The sequence below is a fragment of the Vulcanisaeta sp. JCM 16161 genome, assembly GCF_001316285.1.
In genome coordinates this window covers 101,732-120,146 of sequence record NZ_BBDO01000004.1, presented here as the reverse complement: position 1 = coordinate 120,146, position 18,415 = coordinate 101,732, and the positions used below count along the sequence as shown (strand labels likewise).

22 protein-coding genes, 1 tRNA gene and 6 pseudogenes are annotated in these 18,415 nt (G+C 47.3%); 6 read left to right on the top strand and 23 right to left on the bottom strand.

The genetic code is table 11. From position 1 onward, the window contains the following. Window positions 1-3: 3 nt before the first annotated feature. The 16 genes and pseudogenes from JCM16161_RS06105 to JCM16161_RS06055 form a co-directional block, all read right to left on the bottom strand. Window positions 4-549 (bottom strand): hypothetical protein, encoded by a 546-nt coding sequence (locus tag JCM16161_RS06105; protein WP_054855303.1) that lies wholly within the window; start codon window positions 547-549, stop codon window positions 4-6. Between the two features lie 31 nt (window positions 550-580). Continuing rightward, window positions 581-1,040 (bottom strand): annotated as a pseudogene (ribC, locus tag JCM16161_RS06100) (riboflavin synthase). 49 nt (window positions 1,041-1,089) lie between these two features. Next, window positions 1,090-1,236: a hypothetical protein gene (locus JCM16161_RS16250; protein ID WP_243669779.1), complete on the bottom strand. Its 147-nt coding sequence runs from the start codon at window positions 1,234-1,236 to the stop codon at window positions 1,090-1,092. Next, window positions 1,236-2,015 (bottom strand): hypothetical protein, encoded by a 780-nt coding sequence (locus JCM16161_RS06095; RefSeq protein ID WP_243669778.1) that lies wholly within the window; start codon window positions 2,013-2,015, stop codon window positions 1,236-1,238. Before JCM16161_RS06095 ends, JCM16161_RS16250 begins: the two co-directional genes overlap by 1 nt. After that, entirely contained in the window at window positions 2,015-2,845 is an 831-nt protein-coding gene (locus tag JCM16161_RS06090; protein ID WP_054855302.1) for a hypothetical protein, read from the bottom strand. Before JCM16161_RS06090 ends, JCM16161_RS06095 begins: the two co-directional genes overlap by 1 nt. A 75-nt stretch (window positions 2,846-2,920) precedes the next feature. Further along, window positions 2,921-3,058: a hypothetical protein gene (locus JCM16161_RS16245; RefSeq protein ID WP_243669776.1), complete on the bottom strand. Its 138-nt coding sequence runs from the start codon at window positions 3,056-3,058 to the stop codon at window positions 2,921-2,923. After that, window positions 3,052-3,147, bottom strand: coding sequence for a hypothetical protein (locus JCM16161_RS16240; protein ID WP_243670199.1), 96 nt, complete (start codon window positions 3,145-3,147; stop codon window positions 3,052-3,054). The genes JCM16161_RS16245 and JCM16161_RS16240 overlap by 7 nt, the downstream gene beginning before the upstream one ends. 132 nt (window positions 3,148-3,279) lie before the next feature. Continuing rightward, window positions 3,280-3,659, bottom strand: a pseudogene (locus tag JCM16161_RS16235) (AAA family ATPase); the annotation flags it as partial. 206 nt (window positions 3,660-3,865) lie between these two features. Continuing rightward, window positions 3,866-4,375, bottom strand: a complete 510-nt coding sequence (locus JCM16161_RS16230) for an ATP-binding protein (RefSeq protein WP_243669773.1) — start codon at window positions 4,373-4,375, stop codon at window positions 3,866-3,868. A gap of 8 nt (window positions 4,376-4,383) precedes the next feature. Continuing rightward, a complete protein-coding gene (locus JCM16161_RS16225) occupies window positions 4,384-5,565 on the bottom strand; it encodes an ATP-binding protein (protein WP_243669771.1) in 1,182 nt (393 codons plus the stop codon). Between the two features lie 67 nt (window positions 5,566-5,632). Next, a complete protein-coding gene (locus tag JCM16161_RS06080; protein ID WP_054855301.1) occupies window positions 5,633-5,953 on the bottom strand; it encodes a 50S ribosomal protein L31e in 321 nt (106 codons plus the stop codon). Window positions 5,954-5,975: 22 nt separating this feature from the next. Next, a complete protein-coding gene (locus tag JCM16161_RS06075; protein WP_054855300.1) occupies window positions 5,976-6,812 on the bottom strand; it encodes an NAD(P)-dependent oxidoreductase in 837 nt (278 codons plus the stop codon). A gap of 53 nt (window positions 6,813-6,865) precedes the next feature. Beyond that, window positions 6,866-7,417 (bottom strand): THUMP domain-containing protein, encoded by a 552-nt coding sequence (locus JCM16161_RS06070; protein ID WP_243669769.1) that lies wholly within the window; start codon window positions 7,415-7,417, stop codon window positions 6,866-6,868. A gap of 369 nt (window positions 7,418-7,786) precedes the next feature. After that, window positions 7,787-8,990 (bottom strand): annotated as a pseudogene (locus JCM16161_RS06065) (nicotinate phosphoribosyltransferase). 54 nt (window positions 8,991-9,044) lie between these two features. Then, on the bottom strand, window positions 9,045-9,566 hold the full coding sequence (locus JCM16161_RS06060) for a hypothetical protein (protein WP_054855384.1): 522 nt from the start codon (window positions 9,564-9,566) through the stop codon (window positions 9,045-9,047). Between the two features lie 5 nt (window positions 9,567-9,571). Next, a complete protein-coding gene (locus JCM16161_RS06055) occupies window positions 9,572-9,853 on the bottom strand; it encodes a MoaD/ThiS family protein (protein ID WP_054855299.1) in 282 nt (93 codons plus the stop codon). Between the two features lie 51 nt (window positions 9,854-9,904). Between JCM16161_RS06055 and JCM16161_RS16220 the strand changes: the two genes are divergently transcribed. Both JCM16161_RS16220 and JCM16161_RS16215 read left to right on the top strand, forming a co-directional pair. After that, window positions 9,905-10,180 carry a hypothetical protein gene (locus JCM16161_RS16220; protein ID WP_243669767.1) on the top strand — a complete coding sequence of 92 codons (276 nt, stop codon included), beginning with the start codon at window positions 9,905-9,907 and terminating at the stop codon, window positions 10,178-10,180. Then, window positions 10,135-10,455: an MGMT family protein gene (locus tag JCM16161_RS16215; protein ID WP_243669765.1), complete on the top strand. Its 321-nt coding sequence runs from the start codon at window positions 10,135-10,137 to the stop codon at window positions 10,453-10,455. Before JCM16161_RS16220 ends, JCM16161_RS16215 begins: the two co-directional genes overlap by 46 nt. On the opposite strand, the gene JCM16161_RS06045 is transcribed toward JCM16161_RS16215, so the two are convergent. Beyond that, complete coding sequence (locus tag JCM16161_RS06045) at window positions 10,448-11,254, bottom strand: SAM-dependent chlorinase/fluorinase (protein WP_054855383.1); 807 nt, start codon at window positions 11,252-11,254, stop codon at window positions 10,448-10,450. The genes JCM16161_RS16215 and JCM16161_RS06045 overlap by 8 nt on opposite strands. A gap of 96 nt (window positions 11,255-11,350) precedes the next feature. Further along, a complete protein-coding gene (locus tag JCM16161_RS06040) occupies window positions 11,351-12,307 on the bottom strand; it encodes an MBL fold metallo-hydrolase (protein WP_243669762.1) in 957 nt (318 codons plus the stop codon). A 286-nt stretch (window positions 12,308-12,593) separates the two neighbouring features. Here JCM16161_RS06040 and JCM16161_RS06035 point away from each other — a divergent pair, with 286 nt between their 5' ends. Continuing rightward, window positions 12,594-12,779 carry a hypothetical protein gene (locus tag JCM16161_RS06035; RefSeq protein ID WP_054841934.1) on the top strand — a complete coding sequence of 62 codons (186 nt, stop codon included), beginning with the start codon at window positions 12,594-12,596 and terminating at the stop codon, window positions 12,777-12,779. Window positions 12,780-12,902: 123 nt separating this feature from the next. Here JCM16161_RS06035 and JCM16161_RS06030 read toward each other — a convergent pair. Further along, a pseudogene (locus JCM16161_RS06030) lies at window positions 12,903-13,286 on the bottom strand (CBS domain-containing protein). A 131-nt stretch (window positions 13,287-13,417) separates the two neighbouring features. On the opposite strand from JCM16161_RS06030, the pseudogene JCM16161_RS06025 reads away from it, so the two are divergent. After that, window positions 13,418-15,296 (top strand): annotated as a pseudogene (locus JCM16161_RS06025) (aldehyde ferredoxin oxidoreductase). On the opposite strand, the pseudogene JCM16161_RS06020 reads toward JCM16161_RS06025, so the two are convergent. Continuing rightward, window positions 15,297-16,177 (bottom strand): annotated as a pseudogene (locus JCM16161_RS06020) (dihydrodipicolinate synthase family protein). 82 nt (window positions 16,178-16,259) lie between these two features. On the opposite strand from JCM16161_RS06020, the gene JCM16161_RS06015 reads away from it, so the two are divergent. Continuing rightward, window positions 16,260-16,337, top strand: a tRNA-Arg gene (locus JCM16161_RS06015). A gap of 138 nt (window positions 16,338-16,475) precedes the next feature. Here JCM16161_RS06015 and JCM16161_RS06010 read toward each other — a convergent pair. The 3 genes from JCM16161_RS06010 to JCM16161_RS06000 are packed head-to-tail and all read right to left on the bottom strand — an operon-like array spanning window position 16,476 to window position 17,707. Next, a complete protein-coding gene (locus JCM16161_RS06010; RefSeq protein ID WP_054855298.1) occupies window positions 16,476-16,670 on the bottom strand; it encodes a hypothetical protein in 195 nt (64 codons plus the stop codon). 23 nt (window positions 16,671-16,693) lie between these two features. Next, window positions 16,694-17,056, bottom strand: a complete 363-nt coding sequence (locus JCM16161_RS06005; RefSeq protein WP_243669760.1) for a hypothetical protein — start codon at window positions 17,054-17,056, stop codon at window positions 16,694-16,696. Between the two features lie 36 nt (window positions 17,057-17,092). Then, complete coding sequence (locus JCM16161_RS06000) at window positions 17,093-17,707, bottom strand: hypothetical protein (RefSeq protein ID WP_054855296.1); 615 nt, start codon at window positions 17,705-17,707, stop codon at window positions 17,093-17,095. A 215-nt stretch (window positions 17,708-17,922) separates the two neighbouring features. On the opposite strand from JCM16161_RS06000, the gene JCM16161_RS05995 reads away from it, so the two are divergent. Continuing rightward, complete coding sequence (locus tag JCM16161_RS05995) at window positions 17,923-18,312, top strand: hypothetical protein (protein WP_054855295.1); 390 nt, start codon at window positions 17,923-17,925, stop codon at window positions 18,310-18,312. Window positions 18,313-18,415: the final 103 nt, after the last annotated feature.

Here is an 18,415-nt window from a genome sequence, read left to right as displayed (position 1 = left end):
CCATCACTCCTCGAACCATTGATAGGCACTGACTAATCTTCTTATGTCCTGCTCAATCCTCGACTTAGCATTACTTAGGAATTTCAGTAATTCATCAATATAATCATCACTTAACTTTCTTCTTTCCTTCACGGTATTTAAAACCCTCGAGATAACGTCCAGGTTAATGAATAAATCCACAATTGACTTACCATAAATGGAGTCCTTAATCTCTCCACAGGTCATTATGAGCTCCTCAGACGCCTTCAACCTATCACCATTCATAAGCCTTAATGTGATCCTTATGTAACCATCACCTGAGCCCAGGCTTAAGCCGACCCTATTTATGCTGAGCTTTAAGCCAATTCCCATAGTTAATACTTGATACCAGGTTAACTCCCTATCCATGCTCACATCCTCGTCAATACTGGCAATGCTGGGGCACTTATCGCCGTACTTAATGACGTATTCAGAAACCAGCGGATCCTTCCTGCCCTTAACATTAACAAGTAAATTACTTGCCACCAACTCATCGAATATCTTCCTCACAAGCTCAATGGATGAGCTCACAACGATGACATATGCATGGCATTAAAAGCTTTTACCTAATGATCGGCCCAACGTCCGGCCGACCCTGCCTAAGACCCATACCGGCCCACCTCGTCAACTCGCCCCTAAGCATTAATAGTAAATTCCTGGCATGCTTCCTTGACCTATCAACAGCTATGTCAAACAACTCCTTCTCATCGTGCGCCTCGTCCTCGTGAACCGTCACGTCTATTATCGGCTTATCATACTCAATCTGAAGCATTATAAGTCCCATCGAGGCTACCGCATACGTTATCTTATCCGTCAGGCTCGGACCAATCCAGCCAAACACCATGACTGCGTCAACACCCCTATTAATGAGTTGCTTAGCGGCCCAGGGAGTATTCTTGAAGCCGGGCACGGTTATTCGCTCTATCACCACGGAGCTCATTATTCCTCAACTCCTCAATTGCGTACTTAGCCATGTCGACCCTAGCGAAGGTGGTGTCGACAATACCAATCCTTAACGTCATTAATGCAATGCTTAGATAACCGCCTTATAACAATTAACGCAATAATAACTCACCTAGTCTCTGCCTCACCACCCTCAATCTCTAAGAACCTGTCAATGCTTATCCTGTCTATCGACTCATCTATGGTGCCTACTGTGCAGGTTGAGGAACCATGCCTATAAAGAATCTTCTCACCACCACTAGTTATCCTAATCACTAGCGTACCCTCTCTACCACACACCGGCACTTACCAACGGCAACACTAACCCACGTCCTACCATGAGAACGCGCCCAATTAGCTATTTGCTTCAGGTAATTCCTAATGCCCTCCTTATCCGACGTGCTTGGCGGCGTTAAAGCCCCAGTGCCCTGTTCCCTCTGTGCTATGACTGGTTCAGTAATTAACTTACTATAAAGTTCATCTACGATCTTCGCAGTCTCGTCCGGAAGCACAACCTTATCACCCAACTTACTGAATGGGCACACATCCCTTAATGGGCATGCCGCGCAGTTCATGGTCTTAACGCCGACCTCCCTATTCCTCAACGAGTTAAGGACTGCGTTAAGCAATTCCTTACCCCACTCTGGCTTTATTGCTATTGCCAAGCCCTCCTCAATATCACCACTGATGTTTTTAGATAGGTAGTGTAGTTGAATCTCGGTATTAAGCAGTGCAGCCACAAGTAATGCCTCGACTATGTGGGACTTAGCATTGTCCTTGAGGAGCATTAGCTTCGGTAATACTAACGACTCACCGCACCTAAGGAGCCTTGGTAATTCAATAGTTAAATCCTCAACCCTAATCACGTGCTTCTCCGTGGCGCATACCGTTAAGACCCTCGGTAAGTACTCACTATATGCCTCATCCATTATACTAACGTCCCTCCTCAGCGACAGTAATGAGCACTTAGCTATTGATGTTACAAAGTGAGTATCCCTAAGTTGCAACTTATTCAGTAGGTAATTCGCAAGGTCTGTTATTTCCTCAAGGCTCATCAACCAACCACCTTGACCCCTGCCTTCGAAACCTCATGCTTTACATAGTCGAGATAATTATCAAGTAATTCCTTACCCGGTAGGAAGACCTCGTGAGGGTTCCTAGTCCTCATTATACATATATCCCTAAACCTGCAAACCTTACATGATGTCGTCTTAACAGTTAATGCACCAATATCGCCACCCTCCACCGCCTTCACCCAAAGCTTAAAGGCATAAATAACTGGGTAACCAACCTCGGGAATGACCTCGATGGGCACTATGTTCCGTAAAACACCGTCACCGAGCACCAGGTATAGTATGTACGTGTTCTTATTGCCCGCCGCCGAGTAGAAACCCGCCTGTATTAGGTCGTGGAATAACCTAGCCTTTGTGACCCTACCCATTATCGTCTTAAACTCCAGGTAGTAATTACCGCAGTCAAGGTCTGGCTTACCCCTCATGGTCCAGGCATTATACGTGTACATGACCTCAACACCCTCTATGCACTTATTACCAAGCCTATTCTTTATCTCGGCAATGGCGAGGCTATGTATCATCTTACCCAGTAGGTGCATTGTCACGTCCCCCCAATCAATACTCGGCGTCTTACCGGTCAGGTAGTAACTCGGTATCAACGCACACTGTGTGAATAGGCCTACCGGTACATTGCCGGGGCTTATCTTAACCATGGACTCCCTTATCTCATTGAATATCACCTTGCTTAATCCAACATTCTTATTAATCGCCTCGGTAACCTCCTTCACAATACTCGTTAGGGAATACCCCTCCTTTACCAATTTCATCGCTTCCTCGATTACGTTCTTCAATGCTTCAGGTTTTTGACTCATGACGATAATGTGGAGAGTACCCTTTAAATTACTAAGCCTACAATAATCTTCATATTACAGGGATGGAAATACCGACTAAACCATTAAGTTGACCCTCCTCACGAAATCCTCATACTGACTAAGCAACTCCTTATTCAATGATGGGTGAACCCTACCAAGTGCGTACTCAAAATCCTCCCTAGTAATCCTAACCTTATTATCACCACTCAACACCCTATCCAGAGCCTCATCTTAGCCTCCCTAACCAATGCCGCCAGGTCAGCACCGCTATAGCCCTCGGTAACCTCCGCAACCCAATCAATAACCCCCTCCTCAACCTCGGCATTTTTAATGTGAATCCTAATTATCTCACGCCTAGCATCCCTATTTGGTGGCGGTATATAGATAACCTTATCAAACCTACCAGGCCTAAGGAGTGCTGGGTCGATGAACCAGGGCCTGTTTGTGGCGGCTATAACGATTACGTTGTTAAGCCTCTCAACCCATCCATCTCTGTCAGTAATTGGGCAATGACATTAGACCAAACACTGCCCATGGGCGAATCCCTGGGTGGTGCGACAGAGTCTACCTCGTCAATGAATATTATGGCTGGGGCATTATCACGGGCCATGTTAAACACGTCCTTAACCACCGCAGCGGCCCTCTCAGGCCCAACCCTAGCCAACTCAGCGCCATTGAGCTCTATGAAGTTTGCCTTGAGCATGTTGGCTGTTGCCTTCGCAACGAGCGTCTTACCGACACCGGGAGGGCCGAAGAGTAAAATGCCATGTATAGGCTCAATACCCAGCTTCTCAAGTATATCCCTCCTCTGCATCGTGGCTATTACATACTTATTAATGACCTCCTTAACCTCCTCAAGATCACCAACGTCATTCCAGGTGACCTCTGGAATACCGACCTGGGCCTTGCCATAAGTCCTCAACCTACTATACTGAAGCCTAAAGGCCTCGTACTTCTCTAGTAAGTCGTAGGTTAGGCTCGGCTTATACCTATTGATTATCTCCTCAAGCTTACCCTGGGTTATGGCTTACCATCCTTTAATGACTCAAGCACCGCCGTCCTAACCACATTCATTATGTCAGCGCCCGTGAACCTATCAGTCATCTTAGCAAGCTTCGCATAGTCAATCGGTCCCTGAACAGGCTTACCCTTTAGCATTGCCTCGAACATTCTAGCCCTCGTCTCCTCATTGGGCGGCGGCACGTAAATCACCTTATCAAATCGGCCAGGCCTGAGCAGGGCAGGGTCTAGCAGGTCCGGCTGGTTTGTTGTTCCGATAACCAGGATATTCTCATTACTCTTGGTTATCCCGTCCATCTCACTAAGCAGTATGTTTAGTAGTCTTGGCGTCACGTCATCGCTCACGTACCTAGTCCTGGCCTTACCAATGGCATCAAACTCATCAATTATTATTACAGATGGCGCGTAGTTCCTGGCGGCCTTGAAAAGCTCAGTCAGCCTATTCTCACTCTCACCATAGTACTTGCTGAGTAATTCGCCGAGGTTCATTATTATCGTTGTCCAACCCAACTTACCGGCTATCGCCTGGCAAGCATTGTCTTACCAACACCAGGAGGGCCAAAGAGTAGTACTCCATGTATTGGCATTAAGCCGTACTTCTGGGATAACTTAACGTCCCTAAGTGGCGTTATTACCGAGGTCTCTATTTCATTCTTAATGTCATCAAGTCCAACCACGTTATCCCACTCATTAGCTAGCGACTTCAGGTCATCTTTATTGAGGATCAGTTGGTAGCCACGCTCAAGGGCAACCACTGACTGCTTCTCCTCCTGTTCAAACTTAATCTCAACAAGCCTGAAGTGCATTATTAATGGTAGTATGGCGAGGCTTATGACCAGGGCCGGTAATAAGCCCTGCATTAATGTATTTACGTCAATGCCCTGATAAAGCCCGAAGTATGGGTTCATATAGAATAGTAGGTAGGTCATTAATGCGTAGGCGCTCATCGTGCCAATGGCTGGTGCGAGGAACCTAACCACCCTATTATCGTGAGACCTTAACCTACTCGATATTGCGTACGCTATATACGCCGTCAACGCCATCACGGGCGGTAATACGTAGGTGCTGGTCCAGGTAAAGACCCTACTAATTGCCTGGGACACCCCGTAAAGCCCCACGTCCATGCCCCCCAACGCGCTCATTATTGAATTAGCCGTGAGCGATTGCAGTGGTGCTAGGTTCATGTTTACATAGCCGAACCATGGAATAACGGCATTATTAGCATTTAGCAGTAGTAGTGTTGGTATGTAGAGTATTAAGAACGTTATCAACGACTTGAGAGGCGTCACTCTCTTCGTAACCCCAATCGTCAGGCTTGGCGAAGTCAGTATTAGGGGTACCGAGAGGACATGGAGTGGGTTAGGCATTATTGAAAACTCCCAAGCAAGCATGCCAACACCAACACCCAACCAATCAAAGACCCTAATCATTATGAGCAGGATTAATATGAGGAGCAGTACACCGAGCGCCGCGTATTTATAGACATAGAGCAGTGCCGGTATTAGGAGTATTGTCATTATTGCGAAGCCGAGCTTAACATGCCCTGAGTAGGCCAGTGCGGTGGTAACGGCTATGATTAGAAGCGCAACCGGTACTGGGTAGAACGGGAAATCAATGACAAACGCTATTAGGGAGATTGCTAGGTATAGAATTGCCGTGAAAAGCCTAGACATTAATTGCAACGTCCTGTTACTGACCACGTTAATGAGGGATAAAAAGCCCTTTAAAAAGAATCGGCTAATTCAGGAATCGTGAATTAAGGCCAATTCACTTCGACTCCGCCTTGGCCTCAGCCTTTCCCTCGGTCTTCTCAGGAACGTTCAACGTGACCTTAACAGTACCATCGCTATACTTAGTAACCTTCACCTCAATCCTCCTCGGAGGCTTCTTAATGCCCCTTGACCAGACAAACTCATTAACGCTATTATCAATCCTAACCTTCTCAGGGTCAACCTTCATGTGCCTGGCCACGAATCTTCTAATCAACCTAACGGCGTATGGGGACCTCTTGGTCCTTGAAACCTCCCTGGTCCTCCTAAGGTTAATTACGTAAACCCTCTCAACCTCAACCTTGGCGCTCTCGCTCATCAAGCACGATTAAACTGTGGACTTAATAAGCATTATTTTTCCCTAAACCGCCAATAAGCTCGAGCAGTCCGGCCCTAACGTAATCCTCATTGCCAAAGCCAAGGGTAGCTAATAACTCGTATAGGGACTTAACGGCTGAGGAAACAACCAATGGGGTCTTGGCATCGCCCGCTGACTTAACGGCGTAGTGCACATCCTTAGCCGCCAGGGCCAATGTGAATGATGGCGGTGATTTAGGCTTAAGCATTCTGTCAAGGTATTTCTCCGCCACATCCTTAAACACAGTCTTAAATAGTAAGGTTCTCAATGTGTCATCGTCAACGCCATAAGTCCTGCCAAGCACCACGTATTCGCCGAGCAACGCCATCGTACCTATTAGGAACGCGTTATAGGCGAGTTTAAGCGCCATTGCCGACTCAGCCGTCGGTAACCTAATCACGACACCCAACCTATCAAACACCTCCCTAACCCTTTGATACGTCGCCTCAGGCCCACCGACCAGGTATATCGCGGTTCCGTTTTCAACATCGCCGGGACCCCCAACAACCGGAGCCGCAAGTAATCCCTTGCCCATGCCCGTGAACCTAACGTTAAATGCGGTAACGGCGCTAATGCTGTAGGTCCCTGATAGCACAATCACGTCACCGCCAACGCCCTTAACAGCGTTCAATGCCTCGTCATCAGAAACAAATATGAAGGTAACCCCCCGGGCCTGTGAAATATCATCGATGGCCTTCGCAGGTAGGTCCTTCAGTTTATCCTTGGTTCTATTCCATGCATAGACATTAAAGCCCTGCCCGGCTAATCTCTTAACCAATGCACTACCCATCCTCCCTGTTCCAATGACTGTTACATCCATTGATTTAAAGTTCCGTGAAGTAATTAAAGGATTATGGTTAATTGATTAATGAATTACTCACCACCCTGCTGTGTATTAACGCTTATCTTCATGAGGGAGAAAATGTCATCCTCCTTAATGACGCTAATTCCAGTCCTTGACGGGAAGACCTCAACCTGGATAACCTTATCCGGGTTCTCAAGCCTAACCTTATTACTTATTTTCGAAGCTATTGAATCAATAATCTCCATCCTATCAAGATCAACACCCCTCTTCCTAACCTCAACCTTGTAGGTTTCATTAGGTCCCAGGTACCTACTGGCCAACTCAACCGCGGCCTTACTGATTTCCTCAATATTCGTCTTCACGGTCCTCATTACGGGCACGACCTTAAGTACGAACCGCGGTACATAACGACCACTACTAACGAGCTCCTTTAACTTCCTGGTGAATTCCACGGGATCGCCATCCACGTAACCCGTTATTAACCCGTCAAAGCCCGTGAAGGATGTCTGGGCAATCCTCATACCGACTAAGTCACCAATGTACCTAAGCTCATCAGCGCAACGACCCTCTAACCTCCTCCCTGTAGACACGACCAAGTTAAAATCCACATTAACCCCCACTACTTCCTCACCCCAACCTTTTATAAACCACACCTACCTCATGAAATCACCAGGGAGATTCACCATAAAGGCGCAAATAATGAACAATTATTGCTTGATAATACATATGAATTATCAGATAGGTAATGCTTTTTAAGAATTCTTTTAAGTCATCATTGATCGAGCATGAACAACCTAGTTATGGAAGAGGAGGAGTGGGAAGGTGAGGAGGAGGAAGAGTGGGAGGAATTTGAGGAGGAGTGGGAGGAGGAGTTGTGAGTTTGGTAGTGATTTTTTCCTTAAAATAGAAAAAATAACCTATTCTTTGGCACAAAAACCGCTGGAGGTTCTCATTGTTGTTTTATTTTCAATTACTAAATACACACCGAGCTACATTTCAGCATATTTCAACTGCTCAAGTACATAACTCCTAATCTCCTGGTCACTGGGTATTGGTTCAACCATTCTACCATTATCAACGAACTTCCTAAGCAGGGGCGTGGGCTTAGAACCATCTGGGCATGGTGCCGGCTCGGCATCCCATGGAACCACCTGGTCATCTAGGGTACCCCTACACCTATAGACCTGCTTAAAGCCAGGTAATTTACCGCGCTTCGTTATTGGAACCCAACGCCCACCCTTCTCATCATAAGCCTCCACTATGTCCATACTAATGTCGACACTCGGTGGGAAGGCTATTGATGTACCAACACCGAACATGTCGGCAACATCCCTGAGCCTAACCACGTCATCCTCATCAACACCACCACTAATGAGGATCTTCACATTCCTATAACCGGCCAGGTCAAGGGTCCACCTAACCTCACGGGCAATGGCCTCCATATTACCACGCCTACTGCTCGGTGTATCTAATCTAACACCATATAGCTTATTACCAAGTAGTTTAGCGGCCATCATAGACTCCTCACGTTCATCAAAGAACGTATCCACGAGTACTATCCTCGGCACATCACTGGGCATCACCTTATCGAACCAGGCCCAGGCAAGTGTATGGTCGCCAGTTACGTGCCTAAACACTATCATCAATGCGTGGGGCATCGTACCACTTGGCTTAATGCCTATTAACCTAGCCCCTACCACGCCCGCCACACCATCACAACCGCCTATGTAGGATGCCCTATCAACCATCGGCTGTATAGCTGGGTGCACAACCCTGGCGCCAAAGAATATACATGACTTATCACCGGCGAGCTTCTTAATCCTAGCCGCCTTACTAGCCACCGAGCTGTAATGCCTAAGTATTCCCAGGAACGTTGTTTCGTAGACCGCGAAATCCGCGTAATTACCCTCAACAACCATTATGGCTCATTGGCCTGAAGAGCGTGCCCTCGGGCATTGCGTAGATCGTTATTGGCAATTCCTTAGCAACCGTGAGATTAACAACCTCCTTCAAACCAGCAAACACAGCCCACCTGTAATTCCTCGGCAAATTAACAACATGAAACTCAGCCCTAACCCTAACCTTATCAAGACCCGCCGCCTTAAGAACCTCGACAGTCCTTATGAAGTATATATCCGTGGCCTCACCATTAATTATCTCCTCATCCCTAGCCGTATAAAATAGCCTATCCATCAACCTCCGAACCCCGCTGGAATTATAAATTATTAACTGCAAGAATTGCCGCAATCACGTGAACTCACTAATATACTTATTAATTAACGCATTCATAAAATCATCAATGGACACAAACAAGCCGTCATAAGCCCTATTACAACCAACACCAATTACCAAATCCCCCATGGGATCCTTGAGTACGTCAATTACCTTACTCACAAGATCATACGTACAATCATTTACGCCCATTACTATGATAGATAATTGATTATTACCGACCGGATTCATGACGCTTAAACCCTTCCTTAACTGTGTCGTGCCTGCCATGTAGGTTAATGCCCCAAGCCCGGGGTCCCTAAACCTCGATAAGCCCCTTACGGAATCCCTGAGGCTTAGGTATGCAGGATATATCATGTGCCACGGACCTAGCACCTTACTCGCAGGCGCCACCACTACCAATGAATTGGGGCATTCACTCACTATGGACTTAACCCTACCCAGCACATCATCATTAACGGGCCTCGGCAGTATCACGGTGGCAAGCCAAATCCTCAACTCACCAATATCGCTATTCAACTTAATTACATAACTCATGATTATCAACCGCCATGTATGTAAGCCAGTATTAAAACCTCATCACCATCCTTAACAGGCGTGTCAAGGCCCTTAAGTAGCCTTATGTCCACATCATTAACGGCAACATAAATATCAGGCGCCAACTCGCCCCTAGATTGATCAAAAACCCTCCTGAACAACTTCTCATTTATTGACTTAAGCCCATTAATAACATCCCTAACCGTAGCAACTTCACTAAGCTCTACGTACTCCTTACCGAGGGCCAGCGCCCTTAAAACACCGACTAACCTAACCCTCACAACCACAGGGACGACTCGGAACAGGGTTTTTAAGGTCTCCTAAATAATTGAAATTAAATGCGTTGTGCAACATTACTGCTTAGGGAGGTTGGTGCCCTAGAGGTGTGTATTTATGGTGATAGAATTCGGGAGGTTAGGGTTAGGGTCGGTGTTGATGGGATTCGGGAAAGCGCCATAGGCCAAATCAATGAAGTACTACTTAAGTATATAATGGGCTTGGTGGAGCCGCGTGAGATAATTAAGTACCTAGAGTTGAGCCGGGCCTGCTTGGTTTGGCCCAGGTGGCCATGCTCTCAATACCAAGGGGTAGGGTTGCGACCTATGCCCAATTAGCCAGGCTGTTGAATACAAGCCCTAGAGCCATTGGTAAGTTGGCCAGTGCCAATAGGCTTCCTGTAATTGTTCCGTGCCATAGGGTCATTAAGAGCGATGGCTCACTGGGCGGTTACTCGGCGGGTGATATTAACGTCAAACTTAAGTTATTGGAGTTGGAGGGCGTGAAGGTGATTAATGGTAAGGTACCTAGGCATTACGTAATTGACGACGCGACACTAATGAGGAACTTCAGGGAATTACTTAATTACACGTCAAGCAACGCGCTCATTTAACAACGGAGATCTCAACCTCGTCACCCTCCTCAACACCAAACCTTTGTGCGAAACTACCCCTATTTATCGAGAGTTCGAGGAAACCCTCACTATTGATGAGAGCCAGCGCCTCACCCTCGCCTGCATAGCCATAACTTCTAAGGAACTTAACCCTAATATCCGCATTTCTCCTCGGTATTACAACACGCAATTCATCGCCATACTCAAGACCGAGAATCCCAAGATCACCCTCCCTAATGCCCGTGTATGCATTGCCGAAGTGATCAATGTATATTATGGCTGAGCTGGCAAAGCCCCTGGAGACCTTATTTGTAGTACCCTGGAGCTTAACAGGGTCCGTAACCCTAGGCCCGAGCATTGATATGTCGAGACCAAGGCTTAGGTAGGCCGCGACAGGCGCGAATACGTCACGACCATGGAACGTACTCGACACCACGGGCCTCATGAAATCCCTATTCTCAATGGCCCTAATGTCGACTACACCATCATCCTCGGCAGCCATCATTAACACACCGTTGTCAGGCCCAACGAAGTAGTAATTCCTTGTTTTAATAGCGATCGCCCTCCTTGAAGTGCCAACACCAGGGTCAACAACAACCACGTGTATCGTGCCCCTGGGGAAGTACTTGTATGACGCCCATAGCGTGAATGCGGCCTTGTACACATTGAACTGGGGTATTGCATGCGTTATGTCCATTATCACGGCATTGGGATTTAGACTGAGTATCACACCCTTCATTGATGGTACGAAGTACGATTCATAACCGAAGTCCGTGAGTAACGTTATTATCGGTCTCATCAACGCATTAAACACCCTCATTAATTTAAGTATTATATCATAGGAAGTAATCCATAGTTAACTGGCCGCGTTTGGGTAATGGCCTAGCCATAATACCTAACTCATGCTTAAGTACTTCGCAAACTTGGCGGCATTCCCATAAACAGTATATACCAATCTAGCCCCACTACTCAATACAAAGTCCACAAGCCCCGGAAAGTCAGAATGACTACTGAGTGGTATTGCATTTACGCCAAGCTGCCTTAATCGAAACGCCCTTGAATGCTTAGCATACATACCACTTAACGCCGTAATACTAACCTTCCCATACCTACTCCTCAAGACCCTGATGAAACGCGTAATATCCCTGGGAACACCAGTGATGAGAACGGAACCGGCAGGTGGTAATCCACCGGTCACAACACCATGCCTTAAACCAAGGGCATTGTTAATTACCTTAATGCCGGCCTCCACGTAGATTGGGTAGTCCCTGAGCAATACGACGAGTTCCTGACCACGACCAAGTGGTTGGCCCATGAGCACCGCAATACCATCCTTAATACCATCCTCAACAATGCCCCTCAACTCATTATATACATCACGCCTGCTCGGGAATACGTAGTCAGGGTCGCCATACGTGGCCTCCATGACCAGTACATCAACGTCAAGCCCCTTGGCTCCATCGAGTAGTATTGACGGTTCCACATTAAAGTCGCCGGTGACCCCGACCCTTAAATCTCCAAAGTCTAATACGTAGGATAAGCTACCAATGACGTGACCCGCATTAAAGGACTCTATCAGCACGTCGTTAATGACAAGCCTAGATCCAGGACCAATCGCTATGTGCTTAAGGTAATCACCATCGCGCGCCCTAATTATGGCCGCAGTCTCACTGCTCATTACAAGAGGTGAAACGTTATGAAGAGCCCCTGGGTTTATGTGATCCCTATGCCCATGGGTTATCAACACAGCATTGAAGTACCCACTGGGTTTTCTTAATGGGTCGATTATGAAACGGTCATTCCCATACTCAATCACAATCCCATCATCATAATATGCCCTAAACCTACTCATTACTGATAAGGTAATGAGAAAACTGGTATAATAGGTTGTTGCCTAGGTTATGTAAAAATTAGAAACTCTTTCTACAGGTGAGTAATAATGAGTGAATCCCTGCATGAATCAAGGAATTAAGTATTGCAATTATGGGGAAATAAGGATATTGTCCAGGGAATAAATCAGGAGTTAGTCATGTTCGTGTATTTAATTATATCATTAATTGACCGGGCAAATTACGATTGATACTTCACAAATATAAAGGCAATATCTTTATAACCTAAAGAAGTAGTATTTACATTGTATGGTCGAGGGAATAAAGAAGAAGATACTTGACTACCTCACGAGTAATAAGGGTAAGGAGTTCACTGCCGAGGAAATTGCTAAGGCTGTTGGTGAGGAGAGGGTTAACGTGGTTAAGGCCCAGCTCACTAGGTTGATAAAGGATGGGAAGGTAGTAAAGACTGATGGGAAGTATAAGGCCGCGTAACGCAACGCGTTAGTTAATTCCCCCTTCAAAATTATGAACCATGCCTTTCCATGACGTAAATCATCATCCTACTTACTTAATGAGTGAGTTATGTCCTTATTTTTACCAGCTACTGATTGATTTTCAGGGATAGGATAGTTCCTGGGCCATTAATGCCCTTACAAGGTCCCTAATACTCACCATTCCAACAGCCCTACCCTCCTCGACAACCGGTAAATGCCTTATGTTATTCTCTATCATCTTCATCGCGGCTGAGATCACGGATTCAGAGACATTCGCAGTTATTAATTTCCTACTCATAACCTTCATTAATGGCGTGTCAAGCTTATGCCTCAGCCACAACCCTGACCAGGTCCCTCTCGGTGAATATACCGACCGGTCTCTCATCCTCATCAATCACAAGCACACTGCCGACATTGTGCATGTACATCTTCGCGACGGCACAGGTTATTGGTCGGTGGATTTACAGGATATGATGCCATCCCTAATTAATTCCTTGATCCTCATACCGGGTCTACTGAGTATAACTGGGTGTAATGGGTTAATAAGTATTTCTCTGAATACCCATACTAAGTAGGTATTACCTATTCACAGATTACTCAAGAAAACCTATTATTGCGCTTGGAAACGTAATACACGTGAAGGTACTTAGACTAAACCTTGATGCGAATTCCTGGAGCATCGAAGACGTAACAGCGCAGGGACCTGTGACCCTGGGCGTAAGGTGCATAATGAGGCAAAGACCTGGGGCTTAGACCCGCTTGACCCGGATGTCCCATTCGTAATAGGTATGGGGCCATTCATTGGCGGTAAAATGCCGGGTTTTCACAGATTGATTGCGGTGTTCAAGAGCCCAATGACGAAGACCCTCCACGTGGCTGCCTGGGTGGTGCGGCGTATAAGTTCATGGGGGCAGGCATTGATGCCGTGGTGATAACGGGTAAGGCAAAGAGACCAGTGGTAATCTTCCTATCGAGTGATGGCATTGAGTTGAAGTTTATGGACCCCGTCTTTGAGTATGGTAATTACCACGCGCCTATGCCTTTACGAAGTACCTACTCGACACCTATAGGGAGTTCTTCGTTAAGTATAATGCTAGGGCCGTTGTCGTTGGGCCGGCGGCGTTGAGTACGTATAATGGCGCCCTAGTGTCCATCGACGTTAACCCAATAAGGGGTGAGTTCAGACTGGGGGCCGAGGACTTCGCGGCTAGGGGTGGGCCGGGCACGGCCCTTGCAATGGGCCATAACGTCATTGGGATTGTGGCTGGCGGGACGAATAAGGCCAGGTATGCCAGGGTTAGTGATATGGATTTCATAAATAGAATAATGATTGAGTCCTTTAAGAAGCCCTTTAGGCAGGTTATGGATGAGAAGACGATTAAGTACAGGTTTGACCCTAGCATGGGCACTGGAGGCACATTTGGCGTTAATTACCCGCACTACCGCGAGTTACTGCCACTCTTTGGTTATAAGTCCATATACCTACCCAGGGAGGTTAGGATTCAACACGTTGAGGCAATACTAAGGCTTTTCTGGAAGCCCTTTAATGACGAGGTCTTTGTTAAAAGCAAGAGTTGGTATAACTGCGGTGACTTTGGGTGCTCGGTGGTTTGTAAGAAGGTTTGGCGTGGTAAGAAGGTGGATTACGAACCATTCCATGCCATGGGCCCATTCATTGGCAATTACGTATTTGAGGAGGCCGTGCCACTTGTCGACTTAATTGATCAGTACGGCCTAGACGCGATTGAGATGGGATACGTGGTTGCCTGGATTTTTGATGCCATCGAGCATGGGCTGTTAAGGCCTGATGAGGCCGGGCTTAGCGATAAGCCCGTGTTCGACCCGATGAAATTCAACCCGGAGGTTGATTCTAGGAAGAACGCTAGGCTGGCTGGTGAGGTCATTAGGGGCTTTGTCGAGAGGTCGAGCGAGGTGCTTAGGTTGATCGCAGAGAATGGCATTAGGGTGGCGGCTAGGAAGCTCGACGAGGTATTTCACGATAGAGTCCTGAGGGTTGGTAAGTCCTTTAGGGACTTGGTGGTTTATGTGGCCTATGGAAATGACGGTTACATGACGCCAAACCTATACTGGGCCCCTGGAATGGTCGCGCCGATGTACGTACTTGGCAGGTACTGGACTAACTACACACCGACTTTCATGGGCCCGGAGGACTTTGCAAAGTCATCACTTAGTAGGGCCATTGCCGAATCCCTTATTGACGATGCCGGACTTTGCAGGTTCCACAGGGGCTGGCTGAGCCGGTGCTTGAGAGGTTATACGTGGAGATTACCGGCATGCAGCCCAATAAGGACCTCTATAGAGAGATTGCTGAGTACTCAATAAGGCTAATGCGGAGCCCAGGCCCTGGGAGGGCGAGAGGGCTAGGGACGTGGTCTCAACAATGGCTAGGGAAGTCGGTTCCAAGGAGTGGAGGTTTGAGGATTATGAGGACTATATTAACTGGTGGAGGAGGTTTAAGGAAACACTAGACTCAGGCCTTGGGCTAACCCACTAATCATTGCTTAATGAGGCCGAGTGAAATCAATGAACTCCTAATGAACTCCTTAGTCTTTTCGTCTGGGTCCTCATAGGGCGGCCTTGGCTTGCCAATGTCAATACCCACCAGGGACATCGCATACCTATAACCACCACTTAAACCACCCGCCTTCAGCACACTCCTAACCCTTATTATGAACTCCTGAAGCTTCCTTGCCTCCACGTAATTACCACTCCTTATTTCATTAACAATCCTAACAATTAACTCGGGGAATGGATTTATCACCAACGACACGACACCCACGCCTCCCGCGAGCATTATGTCATATATCAAACCATCACTACCAGCCATAACCCTCAACTCCGGGTGTGCCGATAATACCGTGTGTAGCCCTATCATGTCATGTGAGCTATCCTTCAGGTACTTAATGTTTGGGCATTTATCGAGGATTTTAATGACCATTGACGGGCTCAGGGGATTCCCAACGGCGGGCTCGTTATAGAGCATGACGTCACCGCCGAATTCCCTGGACAGCGCACAGACGTAGTCAAGGATACCCCTCTCACCGAATTGCTGTGGGTATGGCTGTGGTATTGTCAGTACGTCAATGTCGACCTTACCGACCTCCCTAACGACCTCGACAGCCCTCTTAATACTCATCTCGGATACCAGGAACGAAACGGGGACCCTATCACGTAAATAATCAACAACCATCCTCAAAAACCAAGCCTCTCCTCGGTGGTGAAGGCAAAGGCCTCAGCACCAAACCCACCGACGTATAAACCCTCAACACCACGCCTAAGCAGGAAATCAAGCATTGCACCAACCCTACCCTCATCAACATCACCACCCGCATTAAGTGGTATGAAGACCTCAGCCACGGCACCACCAAACCCCATACAAACTAGGAAACACCACAAACCACTTATAAGGATCACCACAAAGCAAAGAACTTAAAACCAATGAACAAAACAATAAACAGGCCCCGTAGCTCAGCATGGATAGAGCGGCGGCCTGCGGAGCCGTAGGACCCGGGTTCAAATCCCGGCGGGGCCGCCACGCGGGTTGATGATTGTGTTTTGTGTAATGTGTTGGTAATCCACGTTCTTTAAGCTCCTTGATTGTCTCTTAATTTGGTCATGAAGTTGGCTTGGTGCTACCCTGTGGCTGTGCATTAAATTATTTCGCATTCCCTCCCTAGTAAGAGTTGTTGTGAGATTGCACGGTCCCGCCCCTTAGTATTTCCATGACCTCCCAGTTCTTCATGGGCCTCGTGCTTATCACCAACTCCCTAATCTCATCGTTGCATGCCAGTAGGGCCCTTATCGTAGCTTCCCGCCCAGTCCTTACCACGTATATCGTTGAACCGCCCTGGGCTACCTTATTTATCACGGCATTGTCATTACTTAGTATGGTTAATTCATTATCGAGGCACTCAGCCTCAGTACCGCCGCGTATACGGTCCTCGTGAGTTCCTCGTATAATTGGCTTATGATGACCGCGCCAATGTGGGTGCACAATCCCCTACTCGCGCCCCAGGCGCCCATTTGGCAGTCGCAGGTGTACCTGCCGTTTAGGAATCTAACGATGTACTGAGGCAGCCTGTCGCCCATCGATGGCTCGCCCCTCACGACCCACGCATCACCACCTAATGCCTTGACATCGTTGTTTAGGAATCTCCTGAGTGATCTCCTTACCCAGGACCTTGACTTGCCCGGGTACCTACTCCCTAATTCCTTAATCACTGCCCTTATCGCCTTCCCATCTATTCCATTCACCACTTATTTTGAGTGATTAACTAATGACTTTATCGGTTAGTTTCTACCAACCCTCCTCCTGAGCACCTCCCTAACACTGCCTATCGCGCTCTCAATACCTGAGGAATCAATGTCGTAACCCTTACTCCTCCACATGCTCAATGCCCTATTTATTGATTCCTCGGCATAATCGACCTTATCTATGAGCATCCTCAACGCATTACCCCTGGCCCTACTGGCGCTCATTAGCATTTTCATTATAATCGCCACTGCCGAGTCGTACGTAGTCCTCAAGGCCCTTATCACGAATTCCCTGCTCAACGGCCTCACGAAGTACACCATATCCCTATACTCATAGCGTGATAGGGCGCTTGTTAAGTCGCCAAGCATTGATGCATCCGGTAGTAGGTATGTGGAGTTGTCGATCCTTGGGCAAAGCATTAGTGTTGCGGTCTCCTTAATGAACGAGTATATGTGGGTCTCATAACCAGGTATGTCGAAGGTCCACAGGACCAGGTCCTTATCATCATTCGTAACCACGAAATACTGCAAATCCCTCCTCAACTTAATGGCTAGGGTTTCATGGACATCCCTAACGTCATCAACGTCCTTATACCTACCCTCAAAACTCCTCGAGGACTTACCACGTGTGTAACCAGTGACTATGTACATCAAGGCGGAAATAACCAGGGGGTTTATAAGCTTTACTCTAATAAAAAATAGAAACATCAGTGAAAGTATTGGTGAGGCATCTATTTATTAGTGCTGTGTCAAAGCCTGGACTGGGAGAGTGGAGGTAAGAATAGTCTTACCTCCACTCTGCCTGGCCAAGCCTCGGCCTCTGTATGATGGTCAGGGATTTAAGGTGGTTTACCTAGTTGTTGTGTATGACGGTGCTGGATATTGGCTTTGGTAATGCTGTTTGGGTTAGGGCTAGGGTTAGGATTTATGAGAGTAGCAGGAGGGTTGGTGATAAGGAGTATAAGGTGATTAATGCCTACATACCGCTGCCAACCACCGTTAGGTACTTCGGCTTTAGGAATGGGGCGCCTGTGAGGATTTGGTTGTTTAAGGATAATAGGTACATGGCCTACGAGGGCAACATCAGGAGGATACATAAGTCCCAGTATGGTGCGAGCCTACCAACGACCGTAATAGAGGGCCTAGGCCTGGGTAATAAGGATGAGGTTGAGGCGTTGATATACCTGGAACTCAGCGAGAGGGAGGAGGGCGGGGAGACTGGGGAGTTGGGCGGTGGCGAGCAGGTTGTTGAGTAATTGATCGTGTTGGGCCTGCAGAGTGGCTGTAAGGCTATTCTTACCTCCACTCTGCCTGGCCAAGACGTTCAGCCCCTAAAAACAATGCCACGACCATCGACAC